The sequence below is a fragment of the Methylocystis rosea genome (genome assembly GCF_003855495.1).
Taxonomy (GTDB): Bacteria; Pseudomonadota; Alphaproteobacteria; order Rhizobiales; family Beijerinckiaceae; genus Methylocystis; species Methylocystis rosea_A.
On record NZ_CP034086.1, the window covers coordinates 1,144,375 to 1,161,070 of the forward strand.

At 64.3% G+C, this 16,696-nt stretch carries 13 protein-coding genes and 1 tRNA gene; 8 read left to right on the forward strand and 6 right to left on the reverse strand.

Annotated features, from left to right (window positions below; all coding sequences use genetic code 11):
• Positions 1-28: 28 nt before the first annotated feature.
• The 3 genes from queG to EHO51_RS05470 form a co-directional block, all read right to left on the reverse strand.
• A complete protein-coding gene (gene queG, locus EHO51_RS05460; RefSeq protein ID WP_124740057.1) occupies positions 29-1,201 on the reverse strand; it encodes a tRNA epoxyqueuosine(34) reductase QueG in 1,173 nt (390 codons plus the stop codon).
• 28 nt (positions 1,202-1,229) lie between these two features.
• Complete coding sequence (locus EHO51_RS05465) at positions 1,230-2,432, reverse strand: sensor histidine kinase (RefSeq protein WP_124738042.1); 1,203 nt, start codon at positions 2,430-2,432, stop codon at positions 1,230-1,232.
• A gap of 112 nt (positions 2,433-2,544) precedes the next feature.
• Complete coding sequence (locus tag EHO51_RS05470) at positions 2,545-3,228, reverse strand: glutathione S-transferase family protein (protein ID WP_124738043.1); 684 nt, start codon at positions 3,226-3,228, stop codon at positions 2,545-2,547.
• Positions 3,229-3,358: 130 nt separating this feature from the next.
• Here EHO51_RS05470 and EHO51_RS05475 point away from each other — a divergent pair, with 130 nt between their 5' ends.
• The 3 genes from EHO51_RS05475 (at position 3,359) to EHO51_RS05485 (ending at position 8,429) form a co-directional block, all read left to right on the forward strand.
• On the forward strand, positions 3,359-4,081 hold the full coding sequence (locus EHO51_RS05475) for an SIMPL domain-containing protein (RefSeq protein ID WP_124738044.1): 723 nt from the start codon (positions 3,359-3,361) through the stop codon (positions 4,079-4,081).
• Positions 4,082-4,216: 135 nt separating this feature from the next.
• The gene (locus tag EHO51_RS05480; RefSeq protein WP_124738045.1) at positions 4,217-4,627 is read left to right on the forward strand and encodes an ArsC/Spx/MgsR family protein; all 411 of its coding nucleotides are present in this window, start codon (positions 4,217-4,219) and stop codon (positions 4,625-4,627) included.
• Positions 4,628-4,784: 157 nt separating this feature from the next.
• Complete coding sequence (locus EHO51_RS05485; protein WP_124738046.1) at positions 4,785-8,429, forward strand: HAD-IC family P-type ATPase; 3,645 nt, start codon at positions 4,785-4,787, stop codon at positions 8,427-8,429.
• A gap of 45 nt (positions 8,430-8,474) precedes the next feature.
• Here EHO51_RS05485 and EHO51_RS05490 read toward each other — a convergent pair.
• A tRNA-Ile gene (locus EHO51_RS05490) sits at positions 8,475-8,550 on the reverse strand.
• Positions 8,551-8,711: 161 nt separating this feature from the next.
• Between EHO51_RS05490 and EHO51_RS05495 the strand changes: the two genes are divergently transcribed.
• Positions 8,712-9,359, forward strand: a complete 648-nt coding sequence (locus tag EHO51_RS05495; protein ID WP_124738047.1) for a class II aldolase/adducin family protein — start codon at positions 8,712-8,714, stop codon at positions 9,357-9,359.
• Here the strand turns inward: EHO51_RS05495 and mtnA are convergent.
• Complete coding sequence (gene mtnA, locus EHO51_RS05500; protein WP_124738048.1) at positions 9,356-10,459, reverse strand: S-methyl-5-thioribose-1-phosphate isomerase; 1,104 nt, start codon at positions 10,457-10,459, stop codon at positions 9,356-9,358. The genes EHO51_RS05495 and mtnA overlap by 4 nt on opposite strands.
• A gap of 119 nt (positions 10,460-10,578) precedes the next feature.
• Between mtnA and EHO51_RS05505 the strand changes: the two genes are divergently transcribed.
• From EHO51_RS05505 to EHO51_RS05515, 3 genes are all read left to right on the forward strand, one after another.
• Complete coding sequence (locus tag EHO51_RS05505) at positions 10,579-11,778, forward strand: GNAT family N-acetyltransferase (RefSeq protein WP_124738049.1); 1,200 nt, start codon at positions 10,579-10,581, stop codon at positions 11,776-11,778.
• Positions 11,779-12,113: 335 nt separating this feature from the next.
• Positions 12,114-12,872: a peptidase gene (locus tag EHO51_RS05510; protein WP_124738050.1), complete on the forward strand. Its 759-nt coding sequence runs from the start codon at positions 12,114-12,116 to the stop codon at positions 12,870-12,872.
• A complete protein-coding gene (locus tag EHO51_RS05515) occupies positions 12,869-13,834 on the forward strand; it encodes an L-threonylcarbamoyladenylate synthase (protein WP_124738051.1) in 966 nt (321 codons plus the stop codon). The genes EHO51_RS05510 and EHO51_RS05515 overlap by 4 nt, the downstream gene beginning before the upstream one ends.
• Here the strand turns inward: EHO51_RS05515 and EHO51_RS05520 are convergent.
• Complete coding sequence (locus EHO51_RS05520) at positions 13,831-14,871, reverse strand: hypothetical protein (protein ID WP_124738052.1); 1,041 nt, start codon at positions 14,869-14,871, stop codon at positions 13,831-13,833. The two genes, EHO51_RS05515 and EHO51_RS05520, sit on opposite strands and share 4 nt — an antisense overlap.
• Before the next feature lie 172 nt (positions 14,872-15,043).
• On the opposite strand from EHO51_RS05520, the gene pgi reads away from it, so the two are divergent.
• A complete protein-coding gene (gene pgi / locus EHO51_RS05525) occupies positions 15,044-16,678 on the forward strand; it encodes a glucose-6-phosphate isomerase (RefSeq protein ID WP_124738053.1) in 1,635 nt (544 codons plus the stop codon).
• The last annotated feature ends 18 nt before the right edge of the window (positions 16,679-16,696 follow it).

The window sequence follows — 16,696 nt, forward strand, 5'->3', positions numbered from 1 at the left end:
GCAGTAAACCTGGGAAAGACCCCGATTTTTAGGCGACTGTGGCGCTTTTGCCTGTTTGGCGCCACTCTTGGCGGACCGCCGCGTCGGGTTCGGCCGCCAGTCTCTGTGCGCCAAGCTCCGCCGATCGCGTCGGCGCCAGTCTGCCGAGCGCCCAAACGGCGGCGCCGCGAACAATGGCGGCGGCGTCTTCGATCAGCCGCTCGGCCTCGGCGGCAAGCTCGGGCCGGGCCGAATTGCCGATCGCGATCAGAACATTGCGCAAGAAGCGGTCGCGTCCGACGCGCTTGATTGGGGAGCCCGCAAAAAGCGCTCGGAACGCCGAATCGTCGAGGCGCGCCAATTCGGCAAGCGGCGGGGCGTCGAATTCGGGGCGGGCGGCGAGCTTCGCCTCGCGACCCGCGCTCGCGTATTTGTTCCAGGGGCAGACCGCGAGACAGTCGTCACAGCCATAGATGCGATTGCCGATCTTCGCGCGAAATTCGAGCGGAATAGGGCCTTTGTGCTCGATCGTCAGATAGGAAATGCAGCGCCGCGCATCGAGTCGGTAAGGCGCTGGGAAGGCCGCCGTCGGGCAAATGTCGATACATTTGCTGCACGAGCCGCAATGATCGTGCTCGGGCGGGTCGGGGTCGAGACGAAGAGTCGTGAAAATCGCGCCCAGAAAGAGCCACGATCCGAAGTCTCGCGAGACGAGGTTTGTGTGTTTGCCTTGCCAGCCGACGCCGGCCGTCTGCGCGAGCGGCTTTTCCATGACGGGCGCGGTGTCGACGAAGACCTTGGCGTCGCCGGCGCCGGCGCGGCTGAGGATGAATCCGGCGAGCTGTTTCAGCCGGCCCTTGATGATGTCGTGATAGTCGCGGTTGCGCGCATAGACCGAGATCGTCGCGCAGTCCGGTTTCGTCAGCGAAGCGCGCGGATCTCCGTCCGGTCCGTAGTTCAGGCCGAGCAAGATGAGACTCGCCGCCTCTGGCCAGAGCGCGCGCGGCGCGACTCGCCGCTCGGCCGTCTCGCGCATCCAGGCCATGTCGCCGTGCGCGCCGTCCCGCAACCATGCCCACAGCCGCTCGCCCTGCTCGGGCGCAACATCCGCCCGCGCGATGCGGCAGACGTCGAAGCCAAGCTCGAGTGCGCGGGCGCGAATTTCCTCCTCCAGCGCCCGAGCCGTCGGCGATCGAACATCATAACCTGTCGGCGAACCCATCGTCGCATTCGGGACAGGCGCGTACATGTCAGGCGGGCGCTTGCAGAGGGATTGCGACGACGAACTCGGCGCCAGGATCGTGCTTTTTCATTTCGATCGTTGCACCGAGTTGCCGCGTAAATGACGCAATGATCCGCATGCCGAGCCCCTGATTGCGAGGGTCGAGGTCATCGGGCATTCCAGCGCCTTCGTCGCGCACGGAAACAGTGAAATTCTCAGCGCCCTGGCGCGCGACCTTCACCGAAATAATTCCCGACTGGCTCTCGTAAGCGTATTTCGCCGCATTGGCGATGAACTCGTTGACGATCAGCGCGGTCGAAACCGCCCGGTCGGTTGCGATGACGATTCCTTCCTCGATCTCGGTGCGCACGTCGCATTGCGCGACGCTTTCATCCAAATCGTGACACAGCGCTTCAATGTATTTGCCAACGTCCATGCAATCGACGTCCGAGCCGCGAGACAGCTGGTCATGCGCCTTTGCGATAGCTTCCACGCGGTGAGAGGCTTCGTTGAGAAGTTCGGACACCTGCTCATCGCCTGCGTCGTTGGCTTGCAGGCGGAGCATGCTGCTGACGATGGAAAGGCTGTTCTTCACGCGGTGATTCATTTCTTTGAGCAGCGCTTCGTTGCGCGCGAGCGCCGCTCTTAGCTTGCGCTCTTCCCGCTCGCGTTCGATCGCCATGCCAAGAAGATTCGCCGCGCCCTGCAGAAAAGCGATGTCCTGCTCCCTGAAATCGGCCGGCGAGCGGCTGTCGACTTCGAGAACGCCATAGGGCTTTCCGTCGCCCTGCAGGATGACGTTCATCGCCCGGCGAACGCCATGCTGACGCAGCAATTCGGGAGTCCTGAACCGCGTCTCCTTTTCGAGGTGATTAGAGATGACCGGTTGGCCGCTGCGTAAGGCGTATCCAGCGGGCGAGTCGAGATCAGCGCCGACTTTCGCGACGCCCACCACGCCGCGACTCCAGCCGACGCCGGCGCGCACCAGAAACTGGTTCTCGGACGGAAGCAGCTCCAGCACTTTGCAGAAGTCCGCATCCAGTCCTTGCGCCGTCAGTCGCACGGTGTCGGTCAGCAGCTGATCGAACGAAGCGCCTTGGAGGGCGGTGACGCCGAGTTCCGCCAGTATCTCCTGCTGCCGAATGCGCTGCCGCAGTCCGCGCGACGGATCGCCGGCGTCGCCGGGCTTCGACTCAACCTTTTCGCCCTCGCGATCGTTGGGTGCGCTCATACAATGGTCCCGTATTGCGGGCTACTTGCCGCACTCCGCCCGATGGTTGTCAAGCGCGGCCGCAGTGCGGCTTGCGACAGCGCCGCCTGAGCCTTCAGACGCTCAGCGACGCTCAGAAATCCAGTTCCGCATAGTAGCGGCCGGGCGTCAGTCCTGGCGCCCGATAGGACAGCAGCGGACGAAACGCGGGGCGTGATTTGATGCGTTGATACCAGTGCTTCGCCGCCTCATCCTCGTCCCACGGCGCATCGCCAAGATAATCGGCGCAGGAGATATGGGCGGCCGCCGCGAAGTCAGCATAAGTCAAACGATCGCCCGCGAGCCAGTTGCGCGCATTGGTGAGATAACCAATGTAGCGCATATGGTGGCGAATGTTGGCGCGCGCCACACGCACCACGTCCATATCCGGCGCGCCGCCCGGAGGCGCAAAGCGCTTGTAAACTTTCTCCCTGATCAGCCAGTTCGTGACCTCGTCGAAAAACTTGACGTTGAACCAGTCGACGAGCCGACGCGTTTCAATGCGCTCCGCCATTTCTTGCGGCAGGAGTCGTTGCGCGCCACGTTCGGCGCCATAGGTCTCGTCGATATATTCGGCGATGAGATTGGCGCCGGGCGCGACAAGGCCGTTATCGTCAATGAAGACCGGCGTGCGGCCAGCGGGGTCAAGCGCGAGAAACTCAGGGCGGCGGTCGCTCACGCGCTCCTCGATGAGCGTAGCGTCTATTCCATATTCGGACAGGACGAGCCGGACAAATCGCGAATGGGGGCAGAGCGGGTGATGATAAAGCGTGGGCATGAGGCCTTTTCGAGCGGACGCGAAGCGACGAGCTGCGCCGCTTCTGTATGCTGGTTCGGGTTAGCGCCGCTAGCCGGCGGTTTTACGGCTTTGATGAGCTTTTAGCGCGCAGCTTTTGCTAGGATATGCCATGATTCGTTTGCTCTTCGCACTTTCGCTCGGCGTGATGCTCTTCACGGCCGCGGGGAACGCCGACACGCTGAAGGACGGCGTTCCAAATCTCTCAGTCATTGGCGAGGCTTACGAGGACGTCGTCCCCGACCTGGCGATCCTGCGGTTCGGCGTCGTCACCGAACGGCCGCTGGCCGCCGACGCTGCGGCGGAAAATGCGCGCGCGGTCGAAGCTGTTCTCGCCGAGCTCAAAAAATTAGGCGTTCCCGACGTTGAAGTGCAGACGCAGGGCGTAACGCTCGCGCCCATCGCCGTCGAAGAGCGAGACCCCAAGACAGGCAAACCCAAGACATCGCAAAAGTTTTTCCGCGCACGAAACGATTTGCGCGTGCGGGTGACTCGAATCGAACAGGCCGGCCAAATCGCGAGCGGTCTGATCGACAAGGGCGTTAACAGCTTCGAAGGCATCGATTTCGAAATCGCGCATCCCAGGCAGCGGCTTGATGCGTTGCGGCGCGAAGCGGTCAAGGACGCCGAGCGGCAGGCGAAGATCTATGCGGAGGCGGCCGGACTGCGGCTGTCCCGCGTGATCGAAATCCGTCCGCTCGAGGAGAGCGACGCGCGCCCGCGCGCTTTTGCGGCGAAGGCCGCCGGGACTCCCGGAGCCTCCGAGATTCCTTTGCGTCCAGGCCTGGAGCGTCTCTCGGCGCGCGTGAATATGGTCTGGGGGCTTTCGCGCTAGTTCGCCTCTGCCTGCTGAAGCGGCGAAAGTCTGCGGCGCTGCTCGCAATTTGTTCGCTTGAAGCCATATCGCGCTGCACAATTTCACGCTAAGCTCGCGTCCGCGACTGGTGGGCCGCAATGTGAGGGGTCGCGGATGGCTCATGTCATCTTTTACGAAAAGCCGGGCTGCGCCGGCAATGCGCTGCAAAAGGCGCTGCTCGTCGCCTCTGGACATGAAGTCGAGGCGCGCAACCTTTTGACCGAGCCTTGGAGCATGTCCAGCCTGCGTCCCTATTTCGGCGCCAAGCCCGTGCCTGAATGGTTCAACGCCTCGTCCCCGCGCATAAAATCTGGCGAGATCGACCCAGACAAAGTCACGCCGCAACAGGCGCTGGTGATGATGATCGTCGATCCCGTCCTCATCCGTCGCCCGCTGATGCGCATCGGCGATCATTGCGAGGCGGGTTTCGACTCGGCCGCGGTTGATGCGTGGATCGGATTGAAGCGGACCGATGAAACGGTCAGCGACGTGTGCGTGCGCTCCATCGCCAACGACGCCTTCTAGCCCGCTCAACTGCGACTCGCTGCGGCGCTGCCGCTGCTAAACCTCTCCTGATATCCATAATATGTAGTATGGCGCCGGTTCGGCCGTCCCGCAGCCATCTGAATGCGCGGGGCCGGCGGCGGCCGTGGGGGAAGCCGCGGAGGAGGGAACAGCAAGCATGCAGCCTTCGGCCGAAGCGAACGAATATTGGGCGATCGGAGCCGATGCGGCGCTCCAGCGCCACGGCGTAACCCGTTTGGGCCTGAGCAAGGCTGAGGCGGAACGGCGGCTCGCCGTCCATGGCCCCAATCGCCTTCCGGCCGGCAGGCGGCGCAGCGCGCTCATGCGCTTCGCGCTGCAATTCCACAACGTGTTGATTTATGTGCTGCTCGCGGCTTCCGTCGTGACGGCTCTCATGCAGCACTGGATCGACACCGCCGTCATCGTCGCGGTCGTCGTCATCAACGCCTTCATCGGATTCATTCAGGAGGGCAAGGCCGAAGAGGCCATGGAGGCCGTCCGCAACATGCTGTCGCTCCATGCGACGGTCATTCGAGACGGGCAGCGCGTCGTCATCGACGCGGCCGATGTCGCGCCTGGCGACATCGTCTATGTCCAATCGGGCGACAAGGTTCCGGCGGACATCCGTCTCATCCGGGCCAAATCTCTGAAAGTGCAGGAGTCGGCGCTCACCGGCGAGTCGCTGCCGGTCGACAAGGACCCGGCGCCGGTCATGGCGGATGTGCCGCTCGGAGATCGGGCTCCGATGGCCTATTCGGGAACCGTCGTGACCTACGGCCAGGGAACGGGCGTCGTTGTCGCCACGGGCGCCGCGACCGAGATCGGGCGCATCAACGCCATGCTGTCCGAGGTGGAGACGCTTACCACTCCCTTATTGCAGCGCATGGATGAATTCGCACGCTGGCTCACGGTCGTCATTCTGGTCGTGTCCGCCGCCGTTTTCGCTTTTGGCGCGCTGGTCTGGAATTTTGACGCCGGCGAGATGTTCATGGCGGCGGTCGGGCTCGCCGTTTCGGCGATCCCGGAAGGATTGCCGGCGATCATCACCATTACGCTGGCGATCGGCGTGGAGCGCATGGCGCGGCGCAAGGCGATCATCCGCCAACTGCCGGCGGTCGAGACGCTCGGTGCGGTGAGCACGATCTGCTCTGACAAGACCGGCACGCTGACGCTCAACGAGTTGATCGTGCGCTCGATCGTCATCTCCGGCGGGACCTACGACACGACCGGATCGGGATACGATCCGCATGGCGGCTTCTTGCGCAATGGCAAGGATGTCGTGGTCCGCGAGGACATTCACCTGACCGCGGCTTTGCGCCCTCTTGCGCTCTGCAATGACGCCGTGCTGCGCGAAATTGACGGCGCCTGGAGCGTCGAGGGCGATCCCACCGAAGGCGCCTTGCTCGCCGCCGCCGTCAAAGGCGGCGTCAACCTGGAAAAGCTGGCGCTGGAACTGCCGCGCACGGACGAAATTCCTTTTGAGTCGCAGCATCGCTTCATGGCGACGCTGCATCACGACCATGACGGCGCTGGCTATATTTTCGTCAAAGGCGCGCCTGAGCGGCTGCTTGAAATGTGCTTCTGGGAGCAGGACGTGCGCGGAGAGCAGCGTCCGCTCGACTGCGCCTGCTGGCTCGACCGCATCACTGAGATGGCCACGCGGGGGCAACGGGTTTTGGCGGTCGCCTCCAAGAAAGCCGAAGAGGGTCAGCAGCAACTCGCATTCGGCGACGTTGAAAGCGGGCTCGTCTTTGTCGGTCTCATTGGCCTGATCGATCCGCCGCGCCCCGAGGCCGTCGAGGCGATCCGCGCATGCGCGTCCGCCGGCATGTCCGTCAAAATGATCACTGGCGACCACGCCGCGACGGCGATGGCCATCGCCCGCGAGCTCGGCCTGGAGCGGTGCGATTCAGTGCTCACCGGCCGCGACCTCGACGCCTTAGGCGACGAGGAGCTCAGCGAGGCGGTGAGCGTCACGACGGTGTTCGCGCGCACCAGTCCCGAACATAAGCTGCGACTCGTTCAGGCGTTGCAGAAGCGCGGCGAAGTCGTCGCGATGACCGGCGACGGCGTCAACGACGCGCCTGCATTGAAGCGCGCCGACATCGGCATCGCCATGGGCGTCAAAGGCACCGAGGCGGCGAAAGAGGCCGCGGAGATGGTGCTTGCCGACGACAATTTCGCATCGATCGTGCACGCGGTGCATGAGGGCCGCGTCGTATACGAAAATTTGAAGAAGACGATCCTCTACATCTTGCCGACCAATGGCGGCGAGGGCCTCACGGTGATCGCGGCGATCGCGATGGGCGAGACCCTGCCGGTGACGCCCGTACAGATCCTGTGGATCAATCTGATCACCGCGGTCACGCTCGGTCTTGCGCTCGCGTTCGAGCCGCCGTCGAAGGGAGTCATGCTGCGCCCGCCGCGCCCGTCGGGCGAACCGATCCTCTCCCGCTACTTCATCTGGCGCATCGTCTTCGTCTCTTTCCTGATGCTGCTCGCGACGTTCGGCCTCTATGAATTGGAGAAGGCGCGCGGCATGGGGCTCGACAGCGCTCGGACGGTCGCGGTCAATACGTTGGTCGCCTGCGAGGTCGCTTATCTTTTCAACGCGCGTTTCCTTTCCGAGTCGTCCTTCTCGTTGAAGGCGCTGTTTGGCAGCCGCGCAGTGTTGATTTCCGTCGCCATCGTCGTCGTGCTGCAGGCCATGTTCACTTACGCGCCCTTTATGCAGGCGCTGTTCAACACCACTGCGCTCGACCCGGAGATATGGTGGCATATCGCGGGCGCGAGCGTCGTGCTGTTCCTGCTCGTCGAGGTCGAGAAGGCCATTTTCCGTTCGCCCGCCAAGGCCCCTAGTGCGCCTCGCGCGCCTGCAACGACGGCGACTGGCGCAGTCGCCGTCGTCGCGCCCGGCGATTGGGTCCGACCGGTCGTCGCCGGTTTACTGGGGCTGCTCATCATTGTCGCGAGCGGCGCGTTCTATCTTCACACGCGTGCCAGTCTCACGCGTGAAGAAGCGTCAGCTGGTCGAACGGTCGTCGTCAGCGGCGTGATCGCCCCGGTCACGCAGACGCCGATCGAGGCGCCTGCGGCAGGCGTCGTCGCGACGCTCTCTTGCGAGGTCGGCGCGCAAGTGGAGAAGGGCGAGACATGCGGGACGCTCGATGTGCGTTCGTTCGATGAAGCGTTCGCGCGCGCGCAAAGCGCGCTGGCGGCTGCTGAGCGGAGACTGGCGCACCGCCAGAGCGCACAGGCGAGGGCGCAGGCGAATCTCCAAAGACTGGAGGCGCGTTCTGCAAGTCGCGCTGCCGGCCGCAACGCGCTTGCCAATGCGCGAGGCGTCTTAACGCGCGCGCAAGCGCAAGTCGAACGCGCCGAAGCGGAAGTCGCTCTGCGCCGCGAGGCGGTGACGAAGGCGGAGGCGGGTCGAGCCGGCGCCGCGATTGTCGCGCCGATTGCAGGTTTTGTCTTAGAGCGAAAGGCTGCTGTCGGCGCGCGTGTTGAAACGGGCGCGCCGCTATTCATGATTGGCGACGCCAAGACCGTTCGGCTTCGGGTGAAGGCGGAGGGCGAGGGCGCTTTGACGATTGCGCCGGGCGCAGAGGCGGTCGTGACAAGCGACTCGGTCCCTGGCCGGACGTTTTCAGGAAAGGTGACCGAGGCGCGCCGAACAGAATCGGGCGAGTCCGTCGACGTCATCGTCGAGGTCGATAATCGAGAGTTGGCGCTTCAACCGGGAATGGAGGTTTCGGCGCGCATCGGAATTGTGGAGAGCGAAGCCTCATCGACCGGCCTGTGAGAAGAAGTGGACCGCCCTGGGTGATCTGGCGGAATCACGATCGCCTGGTGGGCCGGGCAGGACTCGAACCTGCAACCAGACCGTTATGAGCGGCCGGCTCTAACCATTGAGCTACCGGCCCCGAGACGGGGAGGCCCGTCCTATACCGCAAGCCGGGCGCGCGCAATATCGCGGGCTTGCATCACGCGCTCTCATCTTGCGCTCGCGTTCGGCTGGCGCGGGCCGTGTGCATGCGTCAGCTTGTCTTGCCAGGGCCCGCGCCGCGCCTGTAAGGCTTCTTGTATGGACGAACATGACGCCCGCACGGAGATTGTTGACGCCGCACAAGAGATGGAGCGGCTGGGTCTCAATCACGGCTCTGCGGGCAATTTGTCCCTGCGCGTCGGCGACGCCGCGCTCGTCACGCCGAGCGGCGTTCCCAGCCGTGAACTCTCGCCCGAACTGATCGCGCGCATGCCGCTTGACGGCGATGGCGCTTTCGACGGCCCGCTGCCGCCGTCGAGCGAGTGGCGCTTTCACCTCGACATTTATCGCGCGCGGCCGGACGTCAACGCCATCGCGCATATGCATTCGCCCTATGCGACGACGATCGCGACCTTGCGGCGCGATATTCCGGCCGTCCATTACATGATCGCGGCCTTCGGCGGCCCGACCGTGCGCTGCGTCGATTACGCGCCCTACGGCACCGCTGAACTGTCGCGACTCGTCGTGGCGGGGCTAGCGGATCGCGATGGCGTGCTCCTCGCCAATCATGGCGCCATCGTCACCGGCGCGACGATGCGCAGAGCATTGTGGCGCGCCGCCGAGCTCGAAGCGCTTGCGCAAGTCTTCTACTTCGGCGCGCTCGCCGGCAAACCCGTCGTGCTTTCAGATGATGAGATCATGCGCACGGTCGAACGCTTCAAAACTTACGGAACGCGCGAGAGTTAGAAAGAACTTAGCTCACCGCCAAGGTCCGGAAACAATCCCTTTAGCCCTTGCTCCGTTGCGGCGCAGACGCCGCGCTCGGTGATCAGGCCCGTGACGAAGCGCGACGGCGTCACGTCGAAGCTGAAATTACGCGCCGCAGATCCGTCGGGCGTGAGCTGAACCTCGAACGTCGCGCCGTCGGCGCCTCGGCCGCTGATATGGGTGACTTCGCGCGCGGCGCGCTCTTCGATCGGTATGTCGCGGACGCCGTCGGCGATGCGCCAGTCGACGGTCGAGGACGGCAGGGCGACATAGAACGGCACGCCATTGTCATGCGCCGCGAGCGCCTTGAGATAGGTGCCGATCTTGTTGCACACGTCGCCGGCGCGCGTCGTACGGTCGCTGCCGACGATGACGACATCGACAAGACCATGCTGCATCAGATGGCCGCCGGCGTTATCGGCGACGACGGTGTGCGGGATCGCTTCGCCCAGCAGTTCGAAGGCCGTGAGGCTCGCCCCCTGGTTGCGTGGGCGCGTCTCGTCGACCCACACATGTATCGCCGCGCCTTGCCGCGCCGCCGTGTAGATCGGCGCCAAAGCGGTGCCCCAATCGACGGTGGCGAGCCAGCCGGCGTTGCAATGGGTGAGGATGTTGACGGGGCTGTCGCCGCGGCGCGCTTTATGAATGAGTTCGGCGCCGGCGCTGCCGATGGCTTGGCAAAAAGCCACGTCTTCTTCCGCGATCTTGGCGGCCTCCGCGTAGGCAAGGTCGGCGCGGACCGAGACCGGCGCCGCGAGGAGCAGCGCGCGCAGCCGATCGAGCGCCCAGCGCAGATTGACGGCTGTCGGCCGGGTGGCGAGGAGGGCGGCATAGGCGCTGGCGACCGCGGCGTCGCTGGGATCGCGCCAGGCGGCGAGCGCCATGCCGTAAGCGCCGGTCACGCCGATCAGCGGCGCGCCGCGCACCGTCATCGTGCTGATCGCTGCAGCGGCGTCTTCGCAACTCGCGAGCGTTTTCGTCTCTAAGCGATGCGGGAGTACGGTTTGATCGATGACGTGAACGCGCCGCCCGTCCGAATCGAGCCAGATCGTTCTGTAGTCGCGACTGTTAATTCTCATGTTGTTCGTTCTTGCCTGCTCAAAAGTCGCGCTTGGATGATGTCGCCATTCGCGCCATGTTAGAGCGCGCCGCGGCGCTGTGCTAGAAAGCTTTGAAACGCGGCTGCTCCACTGGACACATGGCGCAAGAATTTTCGGCGCAAGAATTTTCGGTTCGATACGCCGAATCGCTCGACTCCGTCGAGGCTGAGGCTTGGGACGCGTGCGCCAATCCGCCCGACCTGCCGGATGCGGTCGGCGAGCGATATAATCCTTTTGTTTCGCATGCGTTCCTGCGCGCGCTTGAAGTCTCGAAGTCGGTCGGCGCGCGCGCCGGCTGGGCGCCGGCTCATGCGCTCGTCGAAGATTCGCTGGGGCGTCTTGTCGCCTGCGCGCCGGCCTATATCAAAACGCATAGCCTCGGCGAATATGTGTTCGATCAAAGCTGGGCGCAGGCCTATGAGCTTGCCGGAGGGCGCTACTATCCGAAGATTCAGGTGGCTGCCCCTTTCACGCCTGTGACCGGGCGTCGGCTGCTGATCGCGCGTGATGCGCCCGACGGCGCGCGCGAGGCGCTGATCGCCGCGTTGCAGGGACTGCGCAAGGCGAGCGGCGCGTCCTCCATTCACGTCACGTTCTGCACGGAGGAGGAATGCGTTGCGCTGAGCGGCGCCGGATTCATTTACCGCGCCGGAGAACAGTTCCACTTCGTCAATGACGGCTATGTGGACTTCGAGGATTTTCTGGCGCGGCTCACGGCGCGCAAGCGCAAGGCGATCAAGCGCGAGCGACGCGAAGCGCTCGGCGACGGCATCACAATCGATCTGCTCACGGGAAGCGACATTCGTCCGGCGCATTGGGATTCGTTTTTCGAGTTCTACATGGACACGGGCGCGCGCAAATGGGGCCGGCCCTATCTGACTCGCGCGTTCTTTGACGAGATCGGCGCGCGCATGGCGGATCGCATCCTGCTGGTGATGGCGCGTCGCGGCGCGCGGCATATCGCCGGGGCCATCAATTTTCTGGGCGACGACGCCATCTACGGCCGCAATTGGGGCGCGCTGGAGGCGCTGCCGTTTCTCCACTTCGAGGTCTGCTACTATCAGGCGATCGAATTCGCAGTCCGCCGCGGCTACAAGCGCGTCGAGGCCGGCGCGCAGGGCGAGCATAAAATCTCCCGCGGCTATGGGCCGGTGATCACCCATTCGGCCCATTACCTGGCCGACCCACGCCTCGCCGAGGCGGTCTCGGACTATCTGGCGCGCGAGCGCGCAGCGGTGGCGGAATGGGCCGCCGAACATGCGGCCGAGCTTCCCTACAAGAGCGAAAACGGCGACTGATTTTCCTTCGCTGTGGCCCAGGGTGATCGGGTGAAGGGCTTCCTCTCCTGAGGAGCGTGCGCAGCACGCGTCTCGAAGGGGGGCGAGGAAGCCCGTTTCCGCGTATTTTTCCTCACCCTCGTCCTTCGAGACGCCGCCTTCGATCTCGGGCTTGCCCGAGATCGACATTCAAATTCGCAAGTCGGGTAAATCCGACTTGCGGGCGGCTCCTCAGGATGAGGGTGAGGAAAACAATCCTTCACCCGATTCCCCCTCGCTGTGGCCCCGCCGCACTTGCTTCATGGCCTGAAACTTGTAAGTCCTGCAGCGTTTGGCGCGAACCGCTGCGGAGTCACATGACCTATTGTTGCGGCATCCTCGTGCGCGATGGACTGGTGATGATCGCCGATACGCGCACCAATGCCGGGCTCGACAACATCTCCACGTTCCGGAAGCTGTATTCTTTCGAACGGCCGGGCGAGCGCGTGCTGATGCTTGCGAGCTCCGGCAATCTCTCGGTCACGCAGGGCGTCGTAAATCTGATTTGCGACGGGATCGAGCATCCCGAGAGCGGCGTCGTCGAAAACGTCATGAACACGCCAAACATGCTGCATGCCGCGCAGCTCGTTGGGCGTGCGGTGCGCCTTTCTCGGTCCCAGATGGGCAACGCCGAGGGGGAGCCTGCGGCGCAGGGCGTCAGCTTCGACGTGTCCCTGCTTCTCGGCGGTCAGATCGCCGGGGGGCCGCTCCGGCTTTTCATGATCTATACCGCCGGCAACAGCATCGAATGCACGCCGGACACCAATTATCTGCAGATCGGCGAGCACAAATATGGAAAGCCCATTCTCGACCGCGCCGTCACCTATGACACCGACATTTATGACGCGCTGAAGATCGGGCTCATTTCGATGGATTCGACCATGCGGTCGAATCTTTCGGTCGGCATGCCAATCGATATCGCGCTGCTGCGTCGCGACGCGCTGCAGACGGAGGTCGCGACCAGGATCGGTGCGAACGATCCGTATTTTCGCGATTTGCGCGTGAGCTGGTCGAAAGCGCTGCGCGAGGCGCATATGGCGATCCCCAAGCCGCCCTACAGCGGCCACGACGCGTGACGATTGTTGCGCCGGCTGACGGCGCGGCGATTGCTCGCGCCGCGGCGATTCTGCGCGAGGGTGGGCTGGTCGCCTTCCCGACCGAAACCGTCTACGGCCTCGGCGCCGATGCGACGCAGGCTTGGGCGGTCGCCCGGATCTACGACGCCAAAGACCGCCCCTCATTCAATCCGCTGATCGCCCATGTCGCCGATCTCGACGCCGCGCGCCGCGAAGCGGCGCTGCCTGAGCTGGCGCTGCGTCTTGCCGCAGCCTTCTGGCCGGGGCCGCTGACGATCGTCGCGCCGGTCCTGCCGGGCGGCTCGGTCTGCGATCTCGCCCGGGCCGGCCTGCCAAGCGTTGCGGTTCGGATTCCGGCGCATCCCGTCGCGCAAGCGCTGATCGGGGCGCTCGGCAGGCCGATCGCGGCGCCTTCGGCCAACCGCTCCGGCCATGTGAGCCCGGTGACGGCCGCGCATGTCGCGGAAGATCTTTCGGGGAGGCTCGACATGATCCTGGACGGCGGCCGCACCGCCGCCGGGCTGGAGTCGACGATTGTGTCCTTCTGTGAGGGCTCCCCCGTCTTGTTGCGTCCCGGCGCGATCGCGCGGGAGGCGGTCGAGAAGATCCTTGGCGCAAAGCTTGCGGCAGCGGCGCAGGCTGAGATCCTCGCGCCGGGCATGACGCCGTCCCATTACGCGCCTGCCGCGCGCCTGCGTCTGGAGGCGCACGCACTCAAGGAAGGCGAAGCTGCGCTCGATTTTGGCGGCCGGCTCGCCGCGCGCGCCAAACCCGGGACCGTGGTGCTCGATCTGTCGCCCTCGGGCGATCTCGTCGACGCGGCGGCCAATCTCTTCGCCCATTTGCGGGAGTTCGACGCGCGCCAAATCGCCGATGTCGCCGTGGCGCATATTCCCGAGCGGGGACTGGGCGAGGCGATCAATGATCGGCTGCGACGCGCCAGCGCGCCGAGACTGGATTAGGCGGCGAGCGCCGTGGGCGTCGCCGCGTTCAGATAGAAGTCCTGCGTCACTGGCGCCGGCTGGCCTTTCAGATAGGGACACTCGTAGCCGCGCGCAGCGAAATCGCCTACGCCGACGGCGCACATTTCCACCGCGAGGCGCGTCAGGCGGTTGAGCACGGGCTCCCGCACCCATGAAAAGCGCGGCGCGTCGGGCGGAACCGCTCGCATCGCCGCCTTGCGGCTCACATTGTTCTCATAGCTCATGCGCGCCTGCCAGCCGGCCCGCGGCTCCTGCCAATCGTTGACGACGATGACCGGTCCGCGCAGCACGCGCGCCTCATGTTCCGTGCGTTCGATCAGCGCCATTTCGCCGCGCCTGACCCCCGCCAGGGTGAAGAGAGTCGGACGCGCAATCGGCGCGCTGGCGATAAACTCGACGGCCGCCTCGAAATTTGCGCAATGTTCGAAAGCATAGCGCAGCACATGGTCCGGCGGCCAACCGCCTTCGCTCGCCAAGGCGTCGCGCAGATTGAGGACAGCGTCATAGGCGAAGCCGAGGGAGCCCTGCGTGCGCCGCTTCATCGGCGCCTGATTGATCGAGGCGCAAAAGCGGCCCGGCGCCATCGCGCTGAGCACGCCAACGGCCCCGGGCCAGGTGGCGTTGTAAAATTCGCCGGCCCCGCCGGATTGCAACGCGATTTCGACGCCCCTGCCGAGGCCCTGAAATGGCCAGTCGAGGGTGCGGCGCAGGCGCGGCAGACCGTGCTCGTCCTCGTAAGCCTGAGTGGTGCAGGCGAAGAGATAGGACATGTTCAGCGTCATCGCGCCGGGAAAGCCGAGAATGGCGACGATGCGCTCGAGTTCCGCCTGGTAGGCGGAGGTGGAGCGCTTCAGCCAATTCGCGGCGATACGGTCAATCGACGGCAGGCACAGGCGGCCGACCGGCGCTGCCGCGCCAAGACAGGCCTTGCGAAGCGCGGCCGCCGCGTCGATCCGCGCCGTCGCATGGGCGACCGGGCCGCCGTTGCGCACGTCGAGGAAATGAATCGCGTCCATCGTCGTCCTGCTGTCAGAAAAATGTCATCCAGCCGATATGGATTTCACATCCCTCTGTCACAATACAGTAAAAATTTAGGGTCCAGCCTCGCGGCGTAAAGTCGTTGCGCGCCCGCCGCCTTCGAATCGGCTACAAATCGCGAAGGAAACACGCTTGCTTTTCGAGAAAAGAATGTCGGACGCCGTCGCCGTCGCTTTTGAGGCCCTGAAATTTCACGCCGCAGCATTGGAGCGGACGCGAACGCTCGATCTATTTGGCGAGGACTCCGCGCGTTTCAAAAATTTCAGCGTCAAGCTCGACGATTTTCTCTTCGACTTCTCCAAGCACCGAGTGACGCGCGAGACGATCGCGCTGCTGACCTCGCTGGCGAAGACGCGGGATCTCGACGCGCGGCGCGAAGCATTGTTCTCGGGCGAACTCATCAACAACACCGAAAGGCGCGCCGCCATGCATATGGCGCTGCGCGATCTCTCGGCGCGGCCGCTCCTCGTCGGCGGCGAAAACATGCGGCCGCTGATCGACGCCGAACGCGACAAGGTTTTCACTTTCGCGCGCGCGGTGCGCTCTGGCGATATCCGCGGCGCGACAGGCGCGCCGTTCAGCGATGTGATCAATATCGGCATCGGCGGTTCGGACCTTGGTCCGGCGATGGCGTCGCGCGCGCTCTCGCCCTATCGCGGCGAGGGTCCGCGCATACATTTCGTCGCCAATGTCGATGGCGCCGATCTCGCCGACACGCTGCACAACCTCGACTTGGCGCGCACGCTGTTCATCATCTCGTCGAAGACGTTTACGACGCAGGAGACGATGGCGAATGCGAGAAGCGCGCGCGCACGCATCGTCGCCGCGCTCGGCGAAGCTGCGGTGAAATCGCATTTCGCCGCCGTCTCGACGCGGCTCGACAAAGTCGCCGAATTCGGAATCGATTCCGCGCGCGTCTTCGGCTTCTGGGATTGGGTTGGCGGGCGCTATTCGCTGTGGTCGTCGATCGGCCTTGCGCTCGCCATCGCCGTGGGCCCGGAACACTTCCTTCAGTTTCTGCAGGGCGGGCACGATATCGACACGCACTTCCTCGAAGCGCCGCTTGAGCAAAACATTCCCGTGCTGATGGGACTTCTCGGCGTCTGGCACAGAAACGTGATGGGATGCGGCGCGCATGCGGTCATCCCCTATGATCAGCGACTCGCGCGGTTTCCGGCCTATCTGCAACAGCTCGACATGGAATCGAACGGCAAGTCGGTGACGCGCGAGGGCGCCCGTGTCAGGTATAAAACAGGCCCAGTGATTTTCGGCGAGCCCGGCACGAATGGCCAGCACGCATTCTTTCAGCTGCTGCATCAGGGAACGGACGTTGTTCCGATCGACTTCCTGGTCGCGGCCGAGCCCACGGCCGCCGACGAACGTCATCATGAATTGCTTTTCGCCAACTGCCTGGCGCAAGCAGAAGCTTTTATGCGCGGTCGAACGGTTGAGGACGCGAAAGTGCAATTGCGCGGGCAGGGGCTGAGCGAAGAGGAGGTCGAACGCCTCGCGCCGCATAAGACGTTTCCGGGCGATCGCCCGTCAAGCGTTCTGCTTTACCGCCAGCTCGATCCGCGCACGCTCGGGCGACTCGTTGCGCTTTACGAACACAAGGTCTTCGTTCAGTCGGTGATTTGGGACATCAATCCCTTCGACCAATGGGGCGTCGAGCTTGGCAAGGAACTCGCCAACCGTTTGGCGCCAATCATCGAGAATAAGGATGAATCTACGCAAGGGCTGGACGGATCGACGGCGGGTCTGATCGCGTGGCGAAGGTCGCATTGAGTCGAGTGTGATGCGAGC

Coding starts and splice junctions, on each gene's coding strand:
- queG (WP_124740057.1), bottom strand. CDS start 1,201: ATGGGTTCGCCGACAGGTTATGATGTTCGATCGCCGACGGCTCGGGCG.
- EHO51_RS05465 (WP_124738042.1), bottom strand. CDS start 2,432: ATGAGCGCACCCAACGATCGCGAGGGCGAAAAGGTTGAGTCGAAGCCC.
- EHO51_RS05470 (WP_124738043.1), bottom strand. CDS start 3,228: ATGCCCACGCTTTATCATCACCCGCTCTGCCCCCATTCGCGATTTGTC.
- EHO51_RS05475 (WP_124738044.1), top strand. CDS start 3,359: ATGATTCGTTTGCTCTTCGCACTTTCGCTCGGCGTGATGCTCTTCACG.
- EHO51_RS05480 (WP_124738045.1), top strand. CDS start 4,217: ATGGCTCATGTCATCTTTTACGAAAAGCCGGGCTGCGCCGGCAATGCG.
- EHO51_RS05485 (WP_124738046.1), top strand. CDS start 4,785: ATGCAGCCTTCGGCCGAAGCGAACGAATATTGGGCGATCGGAGCCGAT.
- EHO51_RS05495 (WP_124738047.1), top strand. CDS start 8,712: ATGGACGAACATGACGCCCGCACGGAGATTGTTGACGCCGCACAAGAG.
- mtnA (WP_124738048.1), bottom strand. CDS start 10,459: ATGAGAATTAACAGTCGCGACTACAGAACGATCTGGCTCGATTCGGAC.
- EHO51_RS05505 (WP_124738049.1), top strand. CDS start 10,579: ATGGCGCAAGAATTTTCGGCGCAAGAATTTTCGGTTCGATACGCCGAA.
- EHO51_RS05510 (WP_124738050.1), top strand. CDS start 12,114: ATGACCTATTGTTGCGGCATCCTCGTGCGCGATGGACTGGTGATGATC.
- EHO51_RS05520 (WP_124738052.1), bottom strand. CDS start 14,871: ATGGACGCGATTCATTTCCTCGACGTGCGCAACGGCGGCCCGGTCGCC.
- pgi (WP_124738053.1), top strand. CDS start 15,044: ATGTCGGACGCCGTCGCCGTCGCTTTTGAGGCCCTGAAATTTCACGCC.